Raw genomic sequence first — 16,944 nt, forward strand, 5'->3', positions numbered from 1 at the left:
GCTTTTCATAACAACAGACATAGAGAGTAATCGCCATGCGCCACCAGAAATCCGGTCGCAAGCTCAACCGCACGAGCAGCCACCGCGAAGCGATGTTCAAGAACATGGCTTCGTCGCTGATCAAGCACGAGCTTATCCGCACCACCCTTCCGAAGGCGAAGGAACTTCGTCGCGTCGCCGAGCCGCTCATCACGCTCGCCAAGACCGACGGCGTCGCCAACCGCCGCCTCGCTTTCGCGCGTCTCCGCGACAAGCAGGCTGTCGGCAAGCTCTTCGTCGAGCTGGGTCCCCGTTACCGCGAGCGTCCCGGCGGCTACCTGCGCATCCTGAAGTGCGGCTTCCGCCCGGGCGATAACGCGCCGATGGCTTATGTCGAACTCGTGGATCGCCCGGCCAAGTCCGAGGCTGTCGACGCCGAGTAAGCCTCACGGCACTCGGTGTGAAGAAACCCGGCCGGGGAACTGGCCGGGTTTTTTTGCTTGTGGTTTGGACGGCTCGGCTTGCGCCATCGCGTTCGGTTTGCGTTGTCGCGAAGAGCCGTCGGCCGCCGCCCTCGGCGCTCCGGGCTTCACCGTCGCTTGGGGAAGGATGCCGCTGCGCGGCCATGTTCGATGGCTTACGCCCCTGCGCGCCCGCGCGGCGAGCGGGGGTTTTCGACTCGGCTCCTGCCTCGACGAAAACGGCCGGCCATCCGGGCCGGCCCCCTGCGGGCCTGATCCGCTCGCCGCGCTCGGTTCCGCAAGTCGCACCGAGGGCGGCGGCCGACGGCTCTACCGACCCGCGGGGCAAGCTGCATGTGCAGGAGCCGCGATAGCGGCGAGCTCGTGTGGGAGCGGCCTTGGCCGCGATGGGTGCTCGCGGCAACCACCCATCGCGGCCGAGGCCGCTCCGACAGACAAGCTGCGAGGGCATCGCGCGTGATGGCGAGCACCCATCGCCAGCAGGCCGGCTCCCACCGGGCAGTAGCGTTGCCACTTGGCTGCTTTTTCCGCCCGGCGCCTCGACGGTCGGCAGGGCCGACGGCTCTTCGCGACTACGCGAAACACAACGCGATGGCGCAGCCGAGCCGTCGCAACGACAACCACCCACCGCAAGTCATTGACATGGTTGCAAACGAAACTTCGCGGGACTACTGACAAGACCCTCCACAAACGGTTAACGTGGGTGTCCCGCATCGCACCATCCCCTGAATGAACCCTCGCACCTGGTCGTTTCGCACCCGTTATCTTGCTGGCTTCGCGGTCTGCGTCGGATTGATGGCGTTCGCGCTCTACTCGCAGTACGTCATGCATCTCGACCCGTGTCCGCTGTGCATCTTTCAGCGTATCGCGGTGTGCTTCATGGGCCTGTTTTTCCTGATCGGCGCACTGCATGCGCAACGCGCGAGCCGCGCGCGACCGCTCTACGCGACGCTGATCACGCTCGGCGGGCTATGGGGCGTCGCCACTGCCGGCCGGCACCTCTGGCTGCAGTCATTGCCAGCGGACCAGGTACCGGCCTGCGGTCCGGGGTTGGGCTATCTCTTCGACGCGTTTCCCTTCATGAAGATGCTGAAGCTCGCGTTCACCGGTTCGGGCGAATGCGCGAAGATCGAGCCGGTGCTCGGCCTGCCCATGCCCGGCTGGACTCTCATCTGGTTCGTTCTCCTCATCGTCTGGGCTCTCCTGGCCCTTCGTCGCACCGTTCGTTGACCCCCGCGCCTTTCCCCGCGCCACCGAAGCAGAGCACTGTCATGTCCCACTCCCTCCAAGCCGTCGCACCGCCGTCCATCGACTGGACGCCGGCTTCCTGGCGCTCGAGGACCGCCCTTCAGCAGCCGACGTACGAAGACGCCGATGAGTTGAATCGCGCCCTCGCGCAGCTCGGCGAACTGCCGCCGCTGGTCACCTCGTGGGAGATCCTCGCGCTCAAGCAGCGGATCGCCGAGGCGCAGGCTGGCGAGCGCTTCCTGCTGCAGGGTGGCGATTGCGCGGAGAGCTTCGCGGATTGCACGAGCCCCATCATCTCGAATCGTCTGAAAGTGCTTCTGCAGATGAGCCTCGTGCTCGTCCACGGCCTGAAGAAGCCCGTGCTCCGCGTCGGACGTTTCGCGGGCCAGTACGCGAAGCCGCGCTCGGCCGATACCGAAACGCGCGACGGCGTCACGCTGCCCGCGTTCCGCGGCGATCTCGTCAACAGCCCGGCATTCACGCCCGAGGCGCGTCGCGCGGATCCGAACCGCCTGATCAAGGCGCACGCCCGTTCGGCGATGACGATGAACTTCGTCCGTGCGCTGATCGACGGCGGTTTCGCCGATCTGCATCACCCGGAATACTGGGACCTCGCGTGGGTCGAGCACTCGCCCCTCGCCGCCGAGTACAAGCGCATGGTGGCCAGCATCGGCGACTCGTTGCGCTTCATGGAGACGCTCGCCGGTCAGTCGATCTCGAGCTACTCGCGTGTCGATTTCTACACGTCGCACGAAGCCCTGCTGCTGCATTACGAAGAGGCGCTCACGCGCCGCGTGCCGCGTCAGGACGGCTGGTTCAACCTGTCCACGCATTACCCGTGGATCGGCATGCGCACCGCCGCGCTCGATGGTGCGCACACGGAGTACTTCCGCGGCATCCGCAATCCGATCGCCGTGAAGGTGGGTCCGACCGTGCAGGCCGACGATCTGCTGCGCCTCATCGACGTGCTCAACCCGAACGACGAGCCGGGTCGCCTGACGCTGATCCACCGCATGGGCAACGACAAGATCGGTACGCAGTTGCAGCCGCTGCTCGAGGCGGTGAAACGCGAAGGCCGCCGCGTCCTCTGGGTCGCCGACCCGATGCACGGCAACACCGAGAGCACCAGCAACGGCTACAAGACCCGTCGCTTCGCCAACATCGCCGGCGAGCTCGATCAGGCGTTCGACATCCACGCCGCGGCGGGAACGCGTCTGGGTGGCGTGCATCTCGAACTCACGGGCGAAGACGTCACCGAGTGCCTGGGCGGCGCGCGCGATCTCGTGGAGCGCGATCTCGATCGTGCGTACCGCTCGATGGTCGATCCCCGCCTCAATTACGAGCAGTCGCTCGAAATGGCGATGCTGATCGTGCGTAAGTCGGGGGGCATGGCCTGAGTTACGGCGTGGCGTGCCGGCCCAGCGCCCACGCCACGTGCTCGCGCACGACCTCCGATGGATCGTCGGCGCGCGCTCGTAACGCGTCGACGATGTCCGGGCTGGTGCGTGCGTTGCCCAGTCCGACGGCGAGATTCCGCAGCCAGCCTTCGTAGCCGGTGCGCCGGATGGCCATGCCTTCGGTTCGCGTGAGGAACTCCTGCTCGCTCCACGCGAAAAGCTCCACGAGCCGCGGGCCGTCCAGGCTGTGGCGCGGTGCGAAATCCGGTTCCGTGGCGTCCTGCGCGAACTTGTTCCATGGGCAGATCAGCTGGCAGTCGTCGCAGCCGAAGATGCGGTTGCCCATCGGCTCGCGTAGCTCGACGGGGATGCTGCCTTTCAGCTCGATCGTGAGATACGAAATGCAGCGACGCGCGTCGAGCCGATAGGGTCCTACGATCGCCTGCGTGGGGCAGATGTCGATGCAGCGGCGGCAGCTGCCGCAATGCGCGCTGGCGGGGGCGTCGACCGGCAGCGGCAGGTCGGTGTAAAGCTCGCCGAGAAAGAAGTACGAGCCGGCCCGTTTGTTGATCAGCACCGTGTGCTTGCCGATCCAGCCGAGCCCCGCGTTGCGGGCGATGGCCTTTTCGAGCACGGGTGCCGAGTCGACGTAGGCGCGGTAGCTGAAATTGCCCACGCGCTCCTGGATGCGCGACGCCAGCTTCTGCAGCCGGTTGCGCATCACCTTGTGATAGTCGCGGCCCAGCGCATACCGCGCGACGTACGCCTTGTCGTCGTCGTGGATGACGTCCCACGCGTTGTTCGTCCCCGGCGGCACGTAATCCATGCGCACCGACACCACCCGGAGCGTGCCCGGTTCGAGCTCGGCGGGGCGGCTCCGCCGCGTGCCGTGCCGGGCCATGTAGTCCATTTCGCCGTGGTGGCCATCGGCCAGCCAGCGTTCGAGGTAGCTTTCGTCGTCGCCGAGGTCCGTGCCGGCGATGCCGACGTCGGCGAACCCGAGTTCGCGCGCCCAGCGCTTGATGTCGTCGGCAAGCGTCGCGTAGTCGATGGCGGTGGAAAGGGGCATGCGCCGAGGGCCTGATCGAACCATGTGAACAGGCCCATTGTAGCGGGGCCTATAATCGGCCGATGAGCGCCTTCGAAACGGACACCGCCCTCTTCACATCCGAGCAGACCCGCGCCATCGACCGGCGCGCCATCGACGAGCTGGGCATGCCCGGGTTCGAACTGATGACGCGTGCGTCGGCCGCGGCCTTCGCCATGCTGCGTCGACGGTGGCCTTCGGCGTGCCGCGTGCGCGTGGTGTGCGGTGTCGGCAACAACGGTGGCGACGGCTACCTGGTCGCGCGCGATGCGCTGGCGAGCGGCATCGCCGTCGACCTGATCGCGCTCGATGTCCCGCGTGGCGACGACGCCGTGCGCGCCCGGGAGGCTTTCGTCTCGCTCGGCGGCCGTGCCCAGACGCTCGACGCGTGGAGCACGCTGCCGCCGGCGGACGTGATCGTCGACGCGATCTACGGCACGGGCCTGAATCGCCCGCCGGAAGGCGCCGCCCGCGACGCCATCGATGCGATCAACGCGGCCGGCTTGCCGGTCCTCGCGCTCGACGTGCCGTCGGGTCTGGCGGCCGACTCGGGCGACTGCCCCGGCGTGGCCGTGCGGGCGAGCGCCACCGCCACGTTCATCGTTCGCAAGCGTGGCATGTATACGCACCGCGCCGCGGTGGCCGGGGCCATCGAAGTCTTCGATCTCGCCGTGCCCGTGCGCGCGACCGACGTCCCCGACGCGCGGCTCCTCGTCGCGCGCGGCCTGCCGCCCCGGCCGGCCGACTCGCACAAGGGCAGCAACGGCCACGTGCTGGCCATCGGCGGCGATCACGGCACCGGCGGCGCCATCCGGATGGCGGCCGAGGCCGCCTTGCGCACAGGCGCCGGACTGGTGAGTGTCGCGACCCGCGACGAGAACGTCCTCGCGATGAACGCGGCGCGCCCCGAGCTCATGGCCCATGGAGTCAACGGCCCGCAGGCGCTCGAGCCGATGCTGGGCAAGGCGTCGGTGCTCGCGCTGGGTCCCGGCCTCGGGCAGGCCGCCTGGGGGCATGCGCTGTGGACGACGGCGCTCGACGCCGGGTTGCCGACCGTGCTCGACGCCGACGGGCTGAACCTGTTGCATGCCGAGCCCCGGCCATTGCCGGGCAAGGTCGTGCTGACCCCGCATCCGGGCGAGGCCGGCCGTCTGCTCGGCATCGACACGGCCGCGGTGCAGGCCGATCGTTTCGCCGCGGTGCGCGAGCTCGCGCGCCGTTACGCCGCGGTCGTGGTGCTGAAAGGCAACGGCAGCCTCATCGCGTCGCCGGAAGGCGAGGTCTCCGTCTGTCCCTGGGGTAATCCGGGCATGGCCAGTGGTGGCATGGGCGATACGCTCACGGGCATCGTTGCTGGCCTCCTGGCCCAGGGGTGCGAACCCTACGAAGCCGCCTGCCTCGGCGTCGGGCTGCACGCGCGCGCCGCCGATATCGCGGCGCGGGCAGGGCAGCGCGGCCTGCTCGCGGGCGATCTGCTCGAGCCGCTGCGCCGGCTCGTCAACGGAGTCGACGCATGAGCACACTCGAACTACGGCTGGCCGACGAAGACGCGACCACGGCGCTCGGTCAGCGTGTCGCGGCCGTGCTTCCGGAGGGGCTGGTGGCGTTTCTCCACGGCGACCTCGGCGCCGGCAAGACCACGTTCGCGCGGGCGTTCCTGCGTGCGCTCGGCGTCGGCGAGCGGGTCAAGAGCCCCACCTATAGCCTCGTCGAGGGCTACGATCTCGCCGACCGGCGCGCCTTTCATCTCGACCTCTACCGCATCGCCGATCCGGGCGAGCTCGAATGGCTGGGCCTCGACAGCCTTGCCGAGCCGGGCGCCATCGTGTTGGTGGAGTGGCCCGAGCGCGGGGCCGGCGCCTTGCCTCCCGTCGATCTCGAACTCCACTTCCGTCACGAGGGTGCCGGGCGCGCCGTCCGGTTCGAGCCGCGCTCCGACATCGGGCGCCGGGTAACGGAAGCGCTCGAGGGCTGAAGCTCACTCTTCTGTCAGTTTGCGGTCCTTTCCTGTACGTTAGTTGACGAAGTCTTCGCAGGTCATGGATTAGCAAGGAAAAACGTCTTGCATTCAGTCTTCGCTTGCAGTTCAATCCCGGTCGTATGAGGGGAATCACTACCAAACTTGGCCTGATTGCATGCGTGACCGCCGTCGCGACGCTCGCGCCTGCCGCTTCGTCGGCGGCGGACGTCAAGGCCGCCCGCGTCTGGGCGGGCCCGGAATACACCCGTGTCGTGTTCGATCTCTCGGGTCCGGCCACTTACAAGATGTCCCAGGGCGACACCCCGGGCAGCGTCGTGCTCGACATCGCGGGCAGCGCCGTCGCGGGTGATTTCGCGGCGCCGGGCGGCCAGGGCTTGTTCAAGTCCATGACCACGGCGAAGCAGGGTGGCAGCGCGCGAATGGTCGCCACCGTCGACGCGCAGGCCAAGCCGAAGAGCTTCCTGCTCAAGCCCGCCGGCGACTATGGCTATCGCCTGGTCCTCGATCTCTATCCGGGCGGGCAGAGCGACCCGGGCGACAACCCGGTGACGGACGACGCGCCGTCGATCGCCGACGCCCCGGCCGACGCACCCGTCGCGACGCCCTCGCGCGGCAGTCGCGCGAAACAGGTGCCGCCGGGTAAGCCGCCGCTGCTCGCGGCCGAGCGCAAGGTCGTGGTCGCCATCGACGCCGGCCACGGCGGCGAAGATCCGGGCGCCCGTGGCGCCACGGGCCTGCGCGAGAAGGACGTCACGCTCCAGGTGGCGCGCGAACTCGCCGACCAGATCAACCGCCAGCCGGGCATGCAGGCCGTGCTCACGCGCAACGGCGACTACTTCATCCCGCTCAAGCGCCGCTATCAGATCGCGCGCGAGCACAACGCCGACATGTTCGTGTCCATCCACGCGGACGCGTTCAAGAACAGCGACGCCAAGGGCTCGTCCGTCTGGGTGCTCTCGCCCCGCGGCAAGACCTCCGAGGCCGCGCGCTGGCTGGCCGACCGCGAAAACCGGGCCGACCTCGTGGGCGGCGTGTCTCTGGACGACAAGGACGACACGCTGGCGGCCGTGCTGCTCGACCTGCAGCAGGGTTACGCCATGCAGGCCAGCGAGTCCATCGCCGGCAACGTGCTGAAGGCGCTGGGCCGGCTGGGCCCGACGCATCGCGGCTACGTCGAGCGCGCCAACTTCGTGGTGCTGCGCTCGCCGGACGTCCCCTCGATCCTGGTCGAGACCGCGTTCATCACGAATCCCTCCGAGGAAAAGCGCCTACGCGACGACGGTCATCGCCGCACGCTCGCCACGGCCGTCCTCGGCGGTGTCCGCAATTATTTCGAATCCATGCCGCCGCCGGGCACGTGGTTTGCCGCGCAGGCCGCGCGGCGCAACGGCGGTTCGGTGGCCTCGGTGCCGCCGCCGGCACCGGTGGCGACACCGGACGACGACGCGCCAGCGAAGACGCCTCCACGCAGCGCACCGCCCCGGAAGGCCGCCGACAAGGTCGTCGCCCGGGCGGAGACGCCCGCGCCCGCGAGGAAGGACGGCCGGGCCGACGACAACGTCCGCGACGTGCACCGCGTCAACCGCGGCGAGACGCTGACGGGCATCGCCCAGCAGTACGGCGTCTCGGTCGGCGCGCTGAAGCTCGCCAACAAGATGACCGACAACAACGTGCGCATCGGCGCGGTCATGGTCATTCCATCCAGCTGATCCACCCGTTGGAGCGCGTCCCGTGCGGGACCGCTCCTCGCCCTGGCTTCGATCATCGCGCCCCAGCGCCGGCCCGGGGACGCCGACCGATCGCGCGCGGACGCGCCCCTGCCAGCCGCTTCGGCTATCCTTCGCGGCTTGCAAGCCCGTCAGGTCATGCCGTCATGCCCATCCGTCCGCTCCCGCCCGAGTTGATCAACCAGATCGCGGCGGGTGAAGTCATCGAACGCCCCGCCTCCGTGGTGAAGGAGCTCGTCGAGAACAGCATCGACGCCGGCGCGCGTCGCATCGAAGTCGACATCGAGCAGGGCGGCGTGCGGTTGATCCGCGTTCGCGACGATGGCGGCGGCATTCCGCGCGACGAGTTGCCCCTCGCCGTCGCCTCGCACGCCACCAGCAAGATCGGCAGCTTCGACGATCTGGAACGCGTCGCCAGCATGGGCTTTCGCGGCGAGGCTCTCGCCTCGGTCTCGTCCGTGGCGCGTTTTTCGCTCACCTCCCGCCAGGCCGGCGACGACTCGGCGTGGCGCATCGACGTGGATGGCGGTCGCCTGCAGGAGGCGCGTCCCGCGCAACACCCGCAGGGCACCACGATCGAGGTGCGCGACCTGTTCTACAACGTGCCCGCGCGCCGCAAGTTCCTGCGCGCCGAGCGCACGGAATTCGCGCACATCGACGATCTGCTGAAATCGCTGGCGCTCGCGCGCGAAGGCGTCGACATCCGGCTCAGCCACAACGGCAAGCCGGTGCGCCTGCTCAAGCCGGCACGCGACGAGAACGCGGCGCTCGCGCGCGTGGCCGAGGTGCTCGGTCCGGAGTTTCCCGGGCAGGCGCTGCGTGTCGAGCACGAAGCGGCGGGCATGCGGCTGTCGGGCTGGGTCGGACTGCCGACCGCCTCGCGTTCGCAGGCCGACCAGCAGTACTTTTACGTCAACGGTCGTCTCGTGCGCGATCGCGTCGTCGCGCACGCCGTTCGCCAGGCTTACGCCGACGTGTTGTTCCACGGACGTCACGCCGTGTTCGTGCTCTTCCTCGAACTCGATCCCGCCGGTGTCGACGTCAACGTCCATCCGGCGAAGAGCGAAGTCCGGTTTCGCGAGCAGCGTCTGATCCACGATTTCCTCTTCCGCACGTTGCACGAAGCGCTCGCGCATACCCGCGCCGGCCTTTCGGGTGCCGCCATCGAGTCGTCGCCGTCGCCGGTCGGCGCCATGCCGACGACGGGCAGCTTCGCGCCGTCCACCTCGCCGGCGCACGCATGGCCGCAGGCGAGCAGCCAGTCACGGCTGAGTCTTGGCGTGCGCGACGAGCCGCTGGCCGGCTACGCGACCCTGTTCGGCACGCCGACGCCCGCGGCGCTGCCGACGGGCGCATGGACGCCACCTGCGACGAGCGAGGACGACGAAGCCGCCGGCGTGCCGCCGCTGGGCTATGCCATCGCGCAGCTGAAGAACATCTACGTGCTCGCCGAGAACGCGCACGGCATGGTGCTCGTCGACATGCACGCGGCGCACGAACGCATCACGTACGAGAAGCTCAAGAACGGTCGCGTGGCCGCGAATCTGCGGTCGCAGATGTTGCTCGTGCCGCTGTCGATCGCCGTGAGCGCGAAAGAGGCGGCCGCGGCCGAGGAACATGCCGACGCGTTGGGCGAATGGGGTCTCGAGCTGTCGCGCAGTGGTCCGGGCGGTGTCGTCGTTCGCCGCATTCCTTCGCTGCTGGAAGGTGCCGACGTCAGCCAGCTCACGCGCGACGTGCTCGCGGAACTCGCGCAGCATGGCAGCTCGCGTCGACTGGAAGAGCTCGAGAACGAGCTGCTGTCGACGATGGCGTGCCACGGTTCGGTGCGTGCGGGGCGTCGCCTCGGCATTCCCGAAATGAACGCGCTGCTGCGGGAGATGGAAGCCACCGAACGTTCGGGCCAATGCAACCACGGTCGACCGACGTGGGTACAGCTGTCGCTCGGCGAACTCGATCGTCTGTTTCTCCGCGGGCGGTGACGTAGACTCGCGGCCACGAACACGACATGCCTTGCAGGCAGAACCGAGGACACATAGTGACGGACGATCTCGACACCGCTCGCGCCACCCGTATCGCACGCCTGACCGCACCCGATGGGTGGCTGACGCTCGTTGGCTTCGAACGGCTGAGCGAAGGCGCCAGTCGCGTCGGCGCGGCGGCGGACAACGACATCGTGCTCAACGCAGGCCCGGCGCATCTCGGCACGATCTCGCTCGGTGCCGATGGGACGACCACCATCGACTTCGCACCGGGCGTCGACGCACGTGTCGACGGCGCGCCCGCGGTCAGCGCGGCGTTGCATGACGATGCCGGCGGTCGCTCGCCGACGGAAGTCGCCGTGGGTTCGGTCCGGCTCATCGTGATCGTCCGCGACGGTCGCAAGGCGCTGCGCGTGCGGGACGAGGCGGCCCCGACGCGTACCGGTTTCAAAGGTCTCGCGTATTTTCCGGTCGACGCGTCATGGCGCGTCGTGGCGGACTGGGTACCGTTCGATCCGCCGTACGAACTCGAACTGGGCACGGTGATCGGCACGATCGAGAAAGAGTTCGTCCCGGGCAAGGCCGTATTTACCCGCGACGGAAAAACACACGAGCTGTATCCGTACCACGAGACGCCCGACGCGCTGTTCTTCGTCTTCGGCGATCTGACGAGCGGCAAGGAAACCTACGGCGCCGGCCGTTTCCTCGACACCGGCCTGCCGGAGAACGGCAAGCTGGTGCTCGACTTCAACGAGGCGCGCAATCCGCCGTGCGTGTTCACTCCGTACGCGACCTGCCAGCTGGCGCCGCCGGAGAACCGGCTCGATGTACGTGTCGAGGCAGGCGAAGTGAAGTACGCGGCCGCATCGCACGGATGACCGGCGAGGGGGGCGCGTGTCGCCGATCGCGCCGGCGACACCGGCGGAGCGAGTGGCTCAGGTTCCCTTGAACGCAGGCTTGCGGCGCTCGAGGAACGCGCCCGTGCCCTCGCGCATGTCGTCGGTGGAGAACGCGATCGCGAAGCCCTGCGTTTCGAACGCGAGCCCCTGGTCGATCGCGCATTCGCCGCCTTCGATCACGGCCTCGAGGATGCCCTTCAGCGCGAGTGGCGCGGCCGCGGCGAGCTGGTCGGCCATGGCGTCGACGCTGGCATCGAGTTCGTCGGCGGCCACGACGCGCGTGACCAGTCCCAGACGCTCCGCACGCGCCGCGTCGATCTGCTGACCGAGCAGGCACAGCTCGAGCGCCGCGCCACGGCCCGTCAGTCGGGTAAGGCGCTGCGTGCCGCCGAAGCCCGGAATCAGGCCGAGGCCGATCTCGGGCTGGCCGAAGCGTGCCTTGTCGCTGGCCACGCGCAGATGGCACGCCATCGCCAGTTCCATGCCGCCGCCCAGCGCGTAACCCTGGATCTTCGCGACCACCGGCTTGCCCAGACGCTCGACGGTGAGCATCAGCTCCTGACCGGCGCGAGAGGCGGCCTGCGCCTTCACCGGCGACCACGCGGTCATCTCGGAGATGTCGGCACCCGCGACGAAGGCCTTCTCGCCGGCACCCGTCAGCACGACCACGCGTACCGCGTCGTCGGAGGCGGCCTGGCGAAACGCCAGCGTCAGCTCGCCGATGGTTTCCCGGTTCAGCGCGTTGAGCTTGTCGGGACGATTCACGGTGATGGTGCGGACGGCGCCGCGGTCGGCGGTGGTCAGGGTGCGATAGGCCATGGAGGTTCCCGGGAGGTCAGGGCGAGGAGCCGGATGGTATCAGGCGGGGAACCTTTACCCCTCCCCAGGCGTCTCAGGACGGATGGGCGGGTCGCGTGCCGATGGTCTATCCTCATGCACGCCCAGAGTTCCGGGTTCACGGAGAGCGGGATGTCACCTTTGCGTTTCCTGGTCATGCTCGCCGCGCTGTCGCCTCTCGCAGGTGTCGTGTCGGCGCAGAACGCGCCCGCGGCGCCGGTCTCCGGCGCGCCGGCGATCGACAAGACCAGGCTTTCGTACGCCATCGGCTACCAGATCGGCACCCAGTTCGCGAACAGCGCGCAACCGGATGTCGACATCGCCGTACTCGTCAAGGCGCTGCAGGACGGCTACGCGAAGCGCCCGCCGGGCGTGCCGGTCGACGCGATGCAGCAGCAGCTCGTCAATTTCGACGCGAAGGTGCAGCGCGATTCCGTGGTCGAGTTCCGCCGCGTCGCAGCGGCGAACGCGAAACGCAGCGCCGATTTCCTCGCCCGCAATCGCACGCGGTCCGGGGTGGTCACGCTACCGTCGGGCATCCAGTACGCCGTGCTCGCCAAGGGCAACGGTCCCCAGGCGCAGGTCACCAGCACCGTCGTGGTCAACTATCGCGGCGCGCTGATCGACGGCACGGAGTTCGACAGCTCGTACGCGCACGGCAAGCCCGTCACGTTCACGGTCAATCGCGTCATTCCCGGCTGGCAGGACGTCATCCCCCGCATGCGCGTGGGCGACCGGTGGAAGGTCGTGATCCCGCCGGCGCTGGCGTACGGCGAGCGTGGCGAGCTGCCGCGCATCGGCCCGAACGAAGCCCTCGTGTTCGAGATCGAGCTGGTCGACGTCCGGCCGTAGCCGTCGCATGGGCCTCGCCCCGACGCGCTAGAATGGCCGACGGTATGGCCATCCCTTCCTCCACCTCCCTTCCGCTCTCGCCCTGCACGGGCGTCTGCCGCCTCGACGCGCGCGGCCTGTGCATGGGGTGCCTGCGCACGGGCGACGAGATCGCGCGATGGTCCACGATGCCGACCGCGCAGAAGCTCTGGTTGATGGACGAGGTGCTGCCTGCGCGCGAGGCGCTGTCCGAATGATCGACGACACGCTCGCGCGGTTGCGTGGCGCGCTGCTTCCGCTGGAAGCGCCGCCGGGGCCGCGTGGCTGGAACCACGACGACATGGCGCAGCTGATCGGCGACACGCCGAGGCGTCACGCCGCGGTGCTGATCGGTATCCGCGACGATCGCGAACAGAATGTGCTGCTGACGCTGCGCACCGACACGCTCCAGCAACACGCCGGACAGGTCGCGTTTCCTGGCGGCCGTGTGGAGCCCGACGACGTCGACGTCGTGGCGACCGCGCTGCGTGAAAGCCACGAAGAGATCGGTCTCGACGCGTCGATGGTCACGCCGCTCGGATTCCTCGAAGCGTTCGAGACGATCAGCGGCTATTCGGTCACCCCCGTCGTCGCGCGGGTCTCCGCCGACGCGGTGCTCAAGCCCGATCCCGGCGAAGTCGCCGAGGTGTTCGAAGTGCCGTTGGCCTTCTTCCTCGAACCGGCGAACCTGCGCCGTTACACGATGGATTTCCGCGGCCACCGCCGCGACATGGTCGAGTTCCTCCACGCGGGCTACCGTATCTGGGGTGTCACGGCGGCCATCCTGTTCAACCTGCTGAAGCGGATGGGACACCCATGCTGATCTCGCGCACGCTGATCGATGTCGCCCTGGCGGCCGACCTGCCGCAGGACGACGTCCTGTTCGTCGACGCACGCTTCGACCTCGCCCAGGCGGACAAGGGCGATCGCGACTATGCGCACTCCCACGTCCCGGGCGCGGTGCGTGCCGATCTCGATCGCGACCTCGCCGACATGGCGACGCCGTCTAACGGTCGTGGCAGACATCCGCTGCCGTCGGCGAGCGACTTTTCCGCGTGGTTGTCGAAAGCCGGCTGGCGGCCCGACCTGCAGGTCGTCGTCTACGACGCCGCGGGCGGCGCGCTCGCGGCGGCGAGATTCTGGTGGCTCGCGCGCCTCGCCGGCCTCGACAACGTCGCCGTGCTCGATGGCGGATGGCCGGCGTGGGTCGCGGCCGGTCTTCCTGTCGACGCCGCGCTTCCGGTGCGCGCGCCGACCGCCGTGCACGTCGTCTTCGACGACGCCGGCACCGTGCATGCCGACGAACTCGCGGAGGGCGTCGCGTCCGGCCGGATGTTACTCATCGACGCGCGTGCCGCGCCTCGTTACAACGGCGAGGTCGAGCCACTGGATCCGGTGGCGGGGCATGTTCCCGGCGCACGGAACCGCCCGTTCGGCGACAACCTCGATGCCGGGGGACTGTTCCGCACGAAGGAAGAGCTATGCCTCGGCTTCCGCGGCATCATCGGACCGCACGATCCGGAAGACGTCGTGCACATGTGCGGTTCCGGCGTCACCGCGTGCCACAACCTGCTCGCGATGGAGCACGCGGGTCTGTGTGGCTCGCGTCTCTACGCACCGTCGTGGAGCGGCTGGATCAGCGACCCGTCGCGCGGCGTGGCCACCGGCGATCACTGATCCGGTGGGAGCCAGCCTGCTGGCGATGGGTGCTCGCCGCGAGCACCCATCGCCAGCAGGCTGGCTCCCACCCGATCAGAGAACTACGGTACGGCGGTCACGCGCGCTCACCTGCGCCGCCTCGATCACCCGGATCACATCGCGAGCCTCGCGTGGGTCGACCGGTAGCGGCGCACCGTCGCGAATCGCCGCGGCCACGCCGTCGTAGAACGCGGTGTAGCGGCCCGGCAACGTGTCGATGGTCGCCACCGTCCCGTCGACGTCGGTGAAGCGCCCGAACAGGGCCGGCGCATCCTCGCCCCAGCCGGCACCACCCGGACGGCCGCCTTCGCGCAGCGCGGCTTCCTGGCCGTCGATGCCGTATTTCACGAAACTGCCGCCGTCGCCGTGCACCAGGTAACGCGGGCCAGGGTCGCGCACGAGCACCGACGCATGTAGCACGGCGCGTCGCGTGCCGTAGTCGAGCACGAGGTGGAAATAATCGTCCGCTTTCGCGGCGGCGCGCTGGCGCGTCACGTCCGCCGTCACCGCGCGGGGCATGCCGAACAGGACGATCGCCTGATCGATCAGATGCGCGCCCAGGTCGTAGAGCAGGCCGGATCCGGGCGTCTCCGTCTCGCGCCAGCCTTGCTTGATCTCCGGGCGGAACCGGTCGAAGTGCGCCTCGTAGTAAGCCACCTCGCCAAGCCGGCCGTCCTCGACCATGCGCCGCACGGTGAGGAAGTCGTTGTCCCAGCGACGGTTCTGGAACACCGTGATCCTGCGACCGACGCGATCGGCCAGCGCGATCAGCGCCTCGGCCTCCGCAGCCTCCAGCGTGAACGGCTTGTCGACCACCACGTGCTTGCCCGCCTGCAATGCCTCGCGCGCGAGGGCGGCGTGACTGTCGTTCGGCGTGGCGATCACCACGAGCTCGATCGCGGGGTCGGCGAGCAGGGATTGAGGATTTTCGTAAGCCTTCGCTTCGGGAAAGTCGCGCTCGATGGCCTCGGCGCGCCGGCTGCCGATGGCTGTCAGGCGCAGTCCGGTGGCCGCGGCGATCAGGGGCGCATGGAAGACGGCGCCCGCCGTGCCATAGCCGATGAGGCCGGTGGGGATCGGTTGCATGGTCGTTCCGACAGGGGACATGACACGAAGCGTAGCGCGGCGGGCCTGATCGTTTCGTTTAGGATCGTGCGGTTCCGACGCCTCCGCCCTCCGGTACCGCATGACCGCCATCGACATCGACGCTTCCCGACCCGCGCGGCTACCCCGCCAGATCCCCTACATCGTGGGCAACGAGGGCTGCGAACGCTTCAGCTTCTACGGCATGCGCAACATCCTCACGCCGTTCCTCGTCACGTCGCTGCTGATGTACCTGCCCGAGGCCGACCGGCCGGGCGCCGCGAAGGACGTCTTCCATACCTTCGTCATCGGGGTCTATTTCTTCCCGTTGCTGGGCGGCTGGCTGGCGGATCGCTGGTTCGGCAAGTACAACACCGTGCTCTGGCTGAGCCTGCTCTACTGCGTGGGCCACGCCTGCCTCGCGATCTTCGAGCACAGCGTGGCGGGCTTCTACACCGGGCTGGCGCTGATCGCGCTCGGGGCGGGCGGCATCAAACCCTGTGTATCGGCGTTCGTCGGCGACCAGTTCGACGAAAGCAATCGCAAGCTCGCGAAGATCGTGTTCGACGCGTTCTACTGGATGATCAACGTCGGCTCGTTCTTCGCCTCGCTGCTCATGCCGTATTTCCTGCGGCACTACGGCGCGGCCGTCGCCTTCGGCATTCCCGGCGCGCTCATGTTCGTCGCGACGCTCGTGTTCTGGAGCGGTCGCAAGCACTACGTCATGGTGCCTCCGACGCTTGCCGATCCACACGGTTTTCTCAAGGTCGTCCGCACCGCGCTGCTCGCGCACGCGCCGGGGCAGGGCCGTCCGGGCCTCGTCGTGGCCGCGCTGTCGGTCGTGCTGGCGGCAGGCGCGCTGGCGTTGACGCCGTCGCTGGGCGTCGTCGCCGCGTTCTGCCTCGCTTTCGTGTGCGTGCTCGGCGGCGTGGGTATCGGCGCGCGCATGCAGCTCGATCGCGCGCGGGGCGCGCACCCGCACGAAGCGATCGATGCCGTCGCGGTCGTGCTTCGCGTGCTGGTCGTTTTCGCGCTGGTCACGCCGTTCTGGTCGCTCTTCGACCAGAAAGCCTCGACGTGGGTGCTGCAGGCGAACGCGATGGTCGTACCCGACTGGTTGCACCCGGCGCAGATGCAGGCAGTCAATCCCGCGCTCGTGCTCATCCTCATCCCGTTCAACAACCTCGTCGTGTATCCGTTGCTGCGACGCTTCGGTATCGAGCCGACCGCGCTGCGGCGGATGACGACGGGTATCGCGCTCGCGGCCGTCGCGTGGGTGATCGTGGGCGCGATCCAGCTCGCCATCGATGGCGGCGACGCGGTGTCGGTCTTCTGGCAGCTATTGCCCTACGTGTTCCTCACTATGGGCGAGGTGCTGGTGTCGGCCACCGGGCTCGAGTTCGCGTACAGCCAGGCGCCGCCGTCCATGAAAGGCACGTTGATGAGCTTCTGGACCCTGAGCGTGACCGTGGGCAATCTCTGGGTGCTGCTCGCCAACGCCGGCGTCCGCAACGACGCCGTGCTCGCCGGCATCGCGGGTACCGGGCTAGGGACCACGGCGTTCCAGATGTTCTTCTTCGCGGCGTTCGCGGGACTGGCGGCGCTCGCGTTCGGCCTCTATGCGCGGCGTTACCGCGAAGTGGCCTATTACCGACCCGCGTGACGTTTCCTCCA

The 16,944-nt window shown here is 68.6% G+C and carries 14 protein-coding genes and 1 pseudogene; 12 read left to right on the top strand and 3 right to left on the bottom strand.

Annotated elements, in window-relative coordinates; all coding sequences use genetic code 11:
• Positions 1-35: 35 nt before the first annotated feature.
• The 3 genes from rplQ to BMX32_RS10020 all read left to right on the top strand — a co-directional run bounded on the left by rplQ (position 36) and on the right by BMX32_RS10020 (position 3,106).
• Positions 36-422: a 50S ribosomal protein L17 gene (rplQ, locus tag BMX32_RS10010; RefSeq protein ID WP_029213871.1), complete on the top strand. Its 387-nt coding sequence runs from the start codon at positions 36-38 to the stop codon at positions 420-422.
• A 768-nt stretch (positions 423-1,190) separates the two neighbouring features.
• Positions 1,191-1,691, top strand: a complete 501-nt coding sequence (locus BMX32_RS10015) for a disulfide bond formation protein B (protein ID WP_089978146.1) — start codon at positions 1,191-1,193, stop codon at positions 1,689-1,691.
• A 41-nt stretch (positions 1,692-1,732) separates the two neighbouring features.
• Entirely contained in the window at positions 1,733-3,106 is a 1,374-nt protein-coding gene (locus tag BMX32_RS10020) for a class II 3-deoxy-7-phosphoheptulonate synthase (protein ID WP_089978152.1), read from the top strand.
• A gap of 1 nt (position 3,107) precedes the next feature.
• On the opposite strand, the gene queG is transcribed toward BMX32_RS10020, so the two are convergent.
• Positions 3,108-4,175 (bottom strand): tRNA epoxyqueuosine(34) reductase QueG, encoded by a 1,068-nt coding sequence (gene queG, locus BMX32_RS10025; protein WP_244511491.1) that lies wholly within the window; start codon positions 4,173-4,175, stop codon positions 3,108-3,110.
• A gap of 62 nt (positions 4,176-4,237) precedes the next feature.
• On the opposite strand from queG, the gene BMX32_RS10030 reads away from it, so the two are divergent.
• From BMX32_RS10030 to BMX32_RS10050, 5 genes are all read left to right on the top strand, one after another.
• Positions 4,238-5,710, top strand: a complete 1,473-nt coding sequence (locus BMX32_RS10030; protein ID WP_089978159.1) for an NAD(P)H-hydrate dehydratase — start codon at positions 4,238-4,240, stop codon at positions 5,708-5,710.
• A complete protein-coding gene (gene tsaE, locus BMX32_RS10035) occupies positions 5,707-6,168 on the top strand; it encodes a tRNA (adenosine(37)-N6)-threonylcarbamoyltransferase complex ATPase subunit type 1 TsaE (protein WP_089978162.1) in 462 nt (153 codons plus the stop codon). Before BMX32_RS10030 ends, tsaE begins: the two co-directional genes overlap by 4 nt.
• A gap of 125 nt (positions 6,169-6,293) precedes the next feature.
• Positions 6,294-7,883: an N-acetylmuramoyl-L-alanine amidase gene (locus tag BMX32_RS10040; RefSeq protein ID WP_089980180.1), complete on the top strand. Its 1,590-nt coding sequence runs from the start codon at positions 6,294-6,296 to the stop codon at positions 7,881-7,883.
• Between the two features lie 164 nt (positions 7,884-8,047).
• A complete protein-coding gene (mutL, locus tag BMX32_RS10045; RefSeq protein ID WP_089978166.1) occupies positions 8,048-9,883 on the top strand; it encodes a DNA mismatch repair endonuclease MutL in 1,836 nt (611 codons plus the stop codon).
• Positions 9,884-9,939: 56 nt separating this feature from the next.
• A complete protein-coding gene (locus BMX32_RS10050) occupies positions 9,940-10,761 on the top strand; it encodes a DUF1684 domain-containing protein (RefSeq protein WP_244511492.1) in 822 nt (273 codons plus the stop codon).
• A gap of 57 nt (positions 10,762-10,818) precedes the next feature.
• Here the strand turns inward: BMX32_RS10050 and BMX32_RS10055 are convergent, their stop codons facing one another.
• Positions 10,819-11,601 (bottom strand): enoyl-CoA hydratase/isomerase family protein, encoded by a 783-nt coding sequence (locus tag BMX32_RS10055; RefSeq protein WP_089978172.1) that lies wholly within the window; start codon positions 11,599-11,601, stop codon positions 10,819-10,821.
• Positions 11,602-11,751: 150 nt separating this feature from the next.
• On the opposite strand from BMX32_RS10055, the gene BMX32_RS10060 reads away from it, so the two are divergent.
• From BMX32_RS10060 to BMX32_RS10075, 3 genes and pseudogenes are all read left to right on the top strand, one after another.
• Positions 11,752-12,471, top strand: a complete 720-nt coding sequence (locus BMX32_RS10060; RefSeq protein WP_089978177.1) for an FKBP-type peptidyl-prolyl cis-trans isomerase — start codon at positions 11,752-11,754, stop codon at positions 12,469-12,471.
• Positions 12,472-12,503: 32 nt separating this feature from the next.
• Positions 12,504-13,312: pseudogene (locus tag BMX32_RS10070) on the top strand (CoA pyrophosphatase).
• Positions 13,306-14,166: a sulfurtransferase gene (locus tag BMX32_RS10075; RefSeq protein ID WP_089978187.1), complete on the top strand. Its 861-nt coding sequence runs from the start codon at positions 13,306-13,308 to the stop codon at positions 14,164-14,166. Before BMX32_RS10070 ends, BMX32_RS10075 begins: the two are co-directional and overlap by 7 nt.
• A gap of 75 nt (positions 14,167-14,241) precedes the next feature.
• Here the strand turns inward: BMX32_RS10075 and BMX32_RS10080 are convergent, their stop codons facing one another.
• Positions 14,242-15,273 carry an oxidoreductase gene (locus BMX32_RS10080; RefSeq protein ID WP_089978191.1) on the bottom strand — a complete coding sequence of 344 codons (1,032 nt, stop codon included), beginning with the start codon at positions 15,271-15,273 and terminating at the stop codon, positions 14,242-14,244.
• A 100-nt stretch (positions 15,274-15,373) separates the two neighbouring features.
• Between BMX32_RS10080 and BMX32_RS10085 the strand changes: the two genes are divergently transcribed.
• Positions 15,374-16,933 carry a POT-type proton-dependent oligopeptide transporter gene (locus BMX32_RS10085; RefSeq protein WP_089978194.1) on the top strand — a complete coding sequence of 520 codons (1,560 nt, stop codon included), beginning with the start codon at positions 15,374-15,376 and terminating at the stop codon, positions 16,931-16,933.
• Positions 16,934-16,944 lie beyond the last annotated feature (11 nt).

It is taken from the genome of Luteibacter sp. UNCMF331Sha3.1, from assembly GCF_900109915.1.
Taxonomy (GTDB): domain Bacteria; phylum Pseudomonadota; class Gammaproteobacteria; order Xanthomonadales; family Rhodanobacteraceae; genus Luteibacter.

What these genes read in the sequence shown, in the direction of transcription:
- BMX32_RS10075 (WP_089978187.1), top strand. Translation starts at nt 13,306, where the DNA reads ATGCTGATCTCGCGCACGCTGATCGATGTCGCCCTGGCGGCCGACCTG.
- BMX32_RS10015 (WP_089978146.1), top strand. Translation starts at nt 1,191, where the DNA reads ATGAACCCTCGCACCTGGTCGTTTCGCACCCGTTATCTTGCTGGCTTC.
- queG (WP_244511491.1), bottom strand. Translation starts at nt 4,175, where the DNA reads ATGCCCCTTTCCACCGCCATCGACTACGCGACGCTTGCCGACGACATC.
- BMX32_RS10030 (WP_089978159.1), top strand. Translation starts at nt 4,238, where the DNA reads ATGAGCGCCTTCGAAACGGACACCGCCCTCTTCACATCCGAGCAGACC.
- mutL (WP_089978166.1), top strand. Translation starts at nt 8,048, where the DNA reads ATGCCCATCCGTCCGCTCCCGCCCGAGTTGATCAACCAGATCGCGGCG.
- BMX32_RS10080 (WP_089978191.1), bottom strand. Translation starts at nt 15,273, where the DNA reads ATGCAACCGATCCCCACCGGCCTCATCGGCTATGGCACGGCGGGCGCC.
- tsaE (WP_089978162.1), top strand. Translation starts at nt 5,707, where the DNA reads ATGAGCACACTCGAACTACGGCTGGCCGACGAAGACGCGACCACGGCG.
- BMX32_RS10060 (WP_089978177.1), top strand. Translation starts at nt 11,752, where the DNA reads ATGTCACCTTTGCGTTTCCTGGTCATGCTCGCCGCGCTGTCGCCTCTC.
- BMX32_RS10085 (WP_089978194.1), top strand. Translation starts at nt 15,374, where the DNA reads ATGACCGCCATCGACATCGACGCTTCCCGACCCGCGCGGCTACCCCGC.
- BMX32_RS10020 (WP_089978152.1), top strand. Translation starts at nt 1,733, where the DNA reads ATGTCCCACTCCCTCCAAGCCGTCGCACCGCCGTCCATCGACTGGACG.
- rplQ (WP_029213871.1), top strand. Translation starts at nt 36, where the DNA reads ATGCGCCACCAGAAATCCGGTCGCAAGCTCAACCGCACGAGCAGCCAC.
- BMX32_RS10040 (WP_089980180.1), top strand. Translation starts at nt 6,294, where the DNA reads ATGAGGGGAATCACTACCAAACTTGGCCTGATTGCATGCGTGACCGCC.
- BMX32_RS10055 (WP_089978172.1), bottom strand. Translation starts at nt 11,601, where the DNA reads ATGGCCTATCGCACCCTGACCACCGCCGACCGCGGCGCCGTCCGCACC.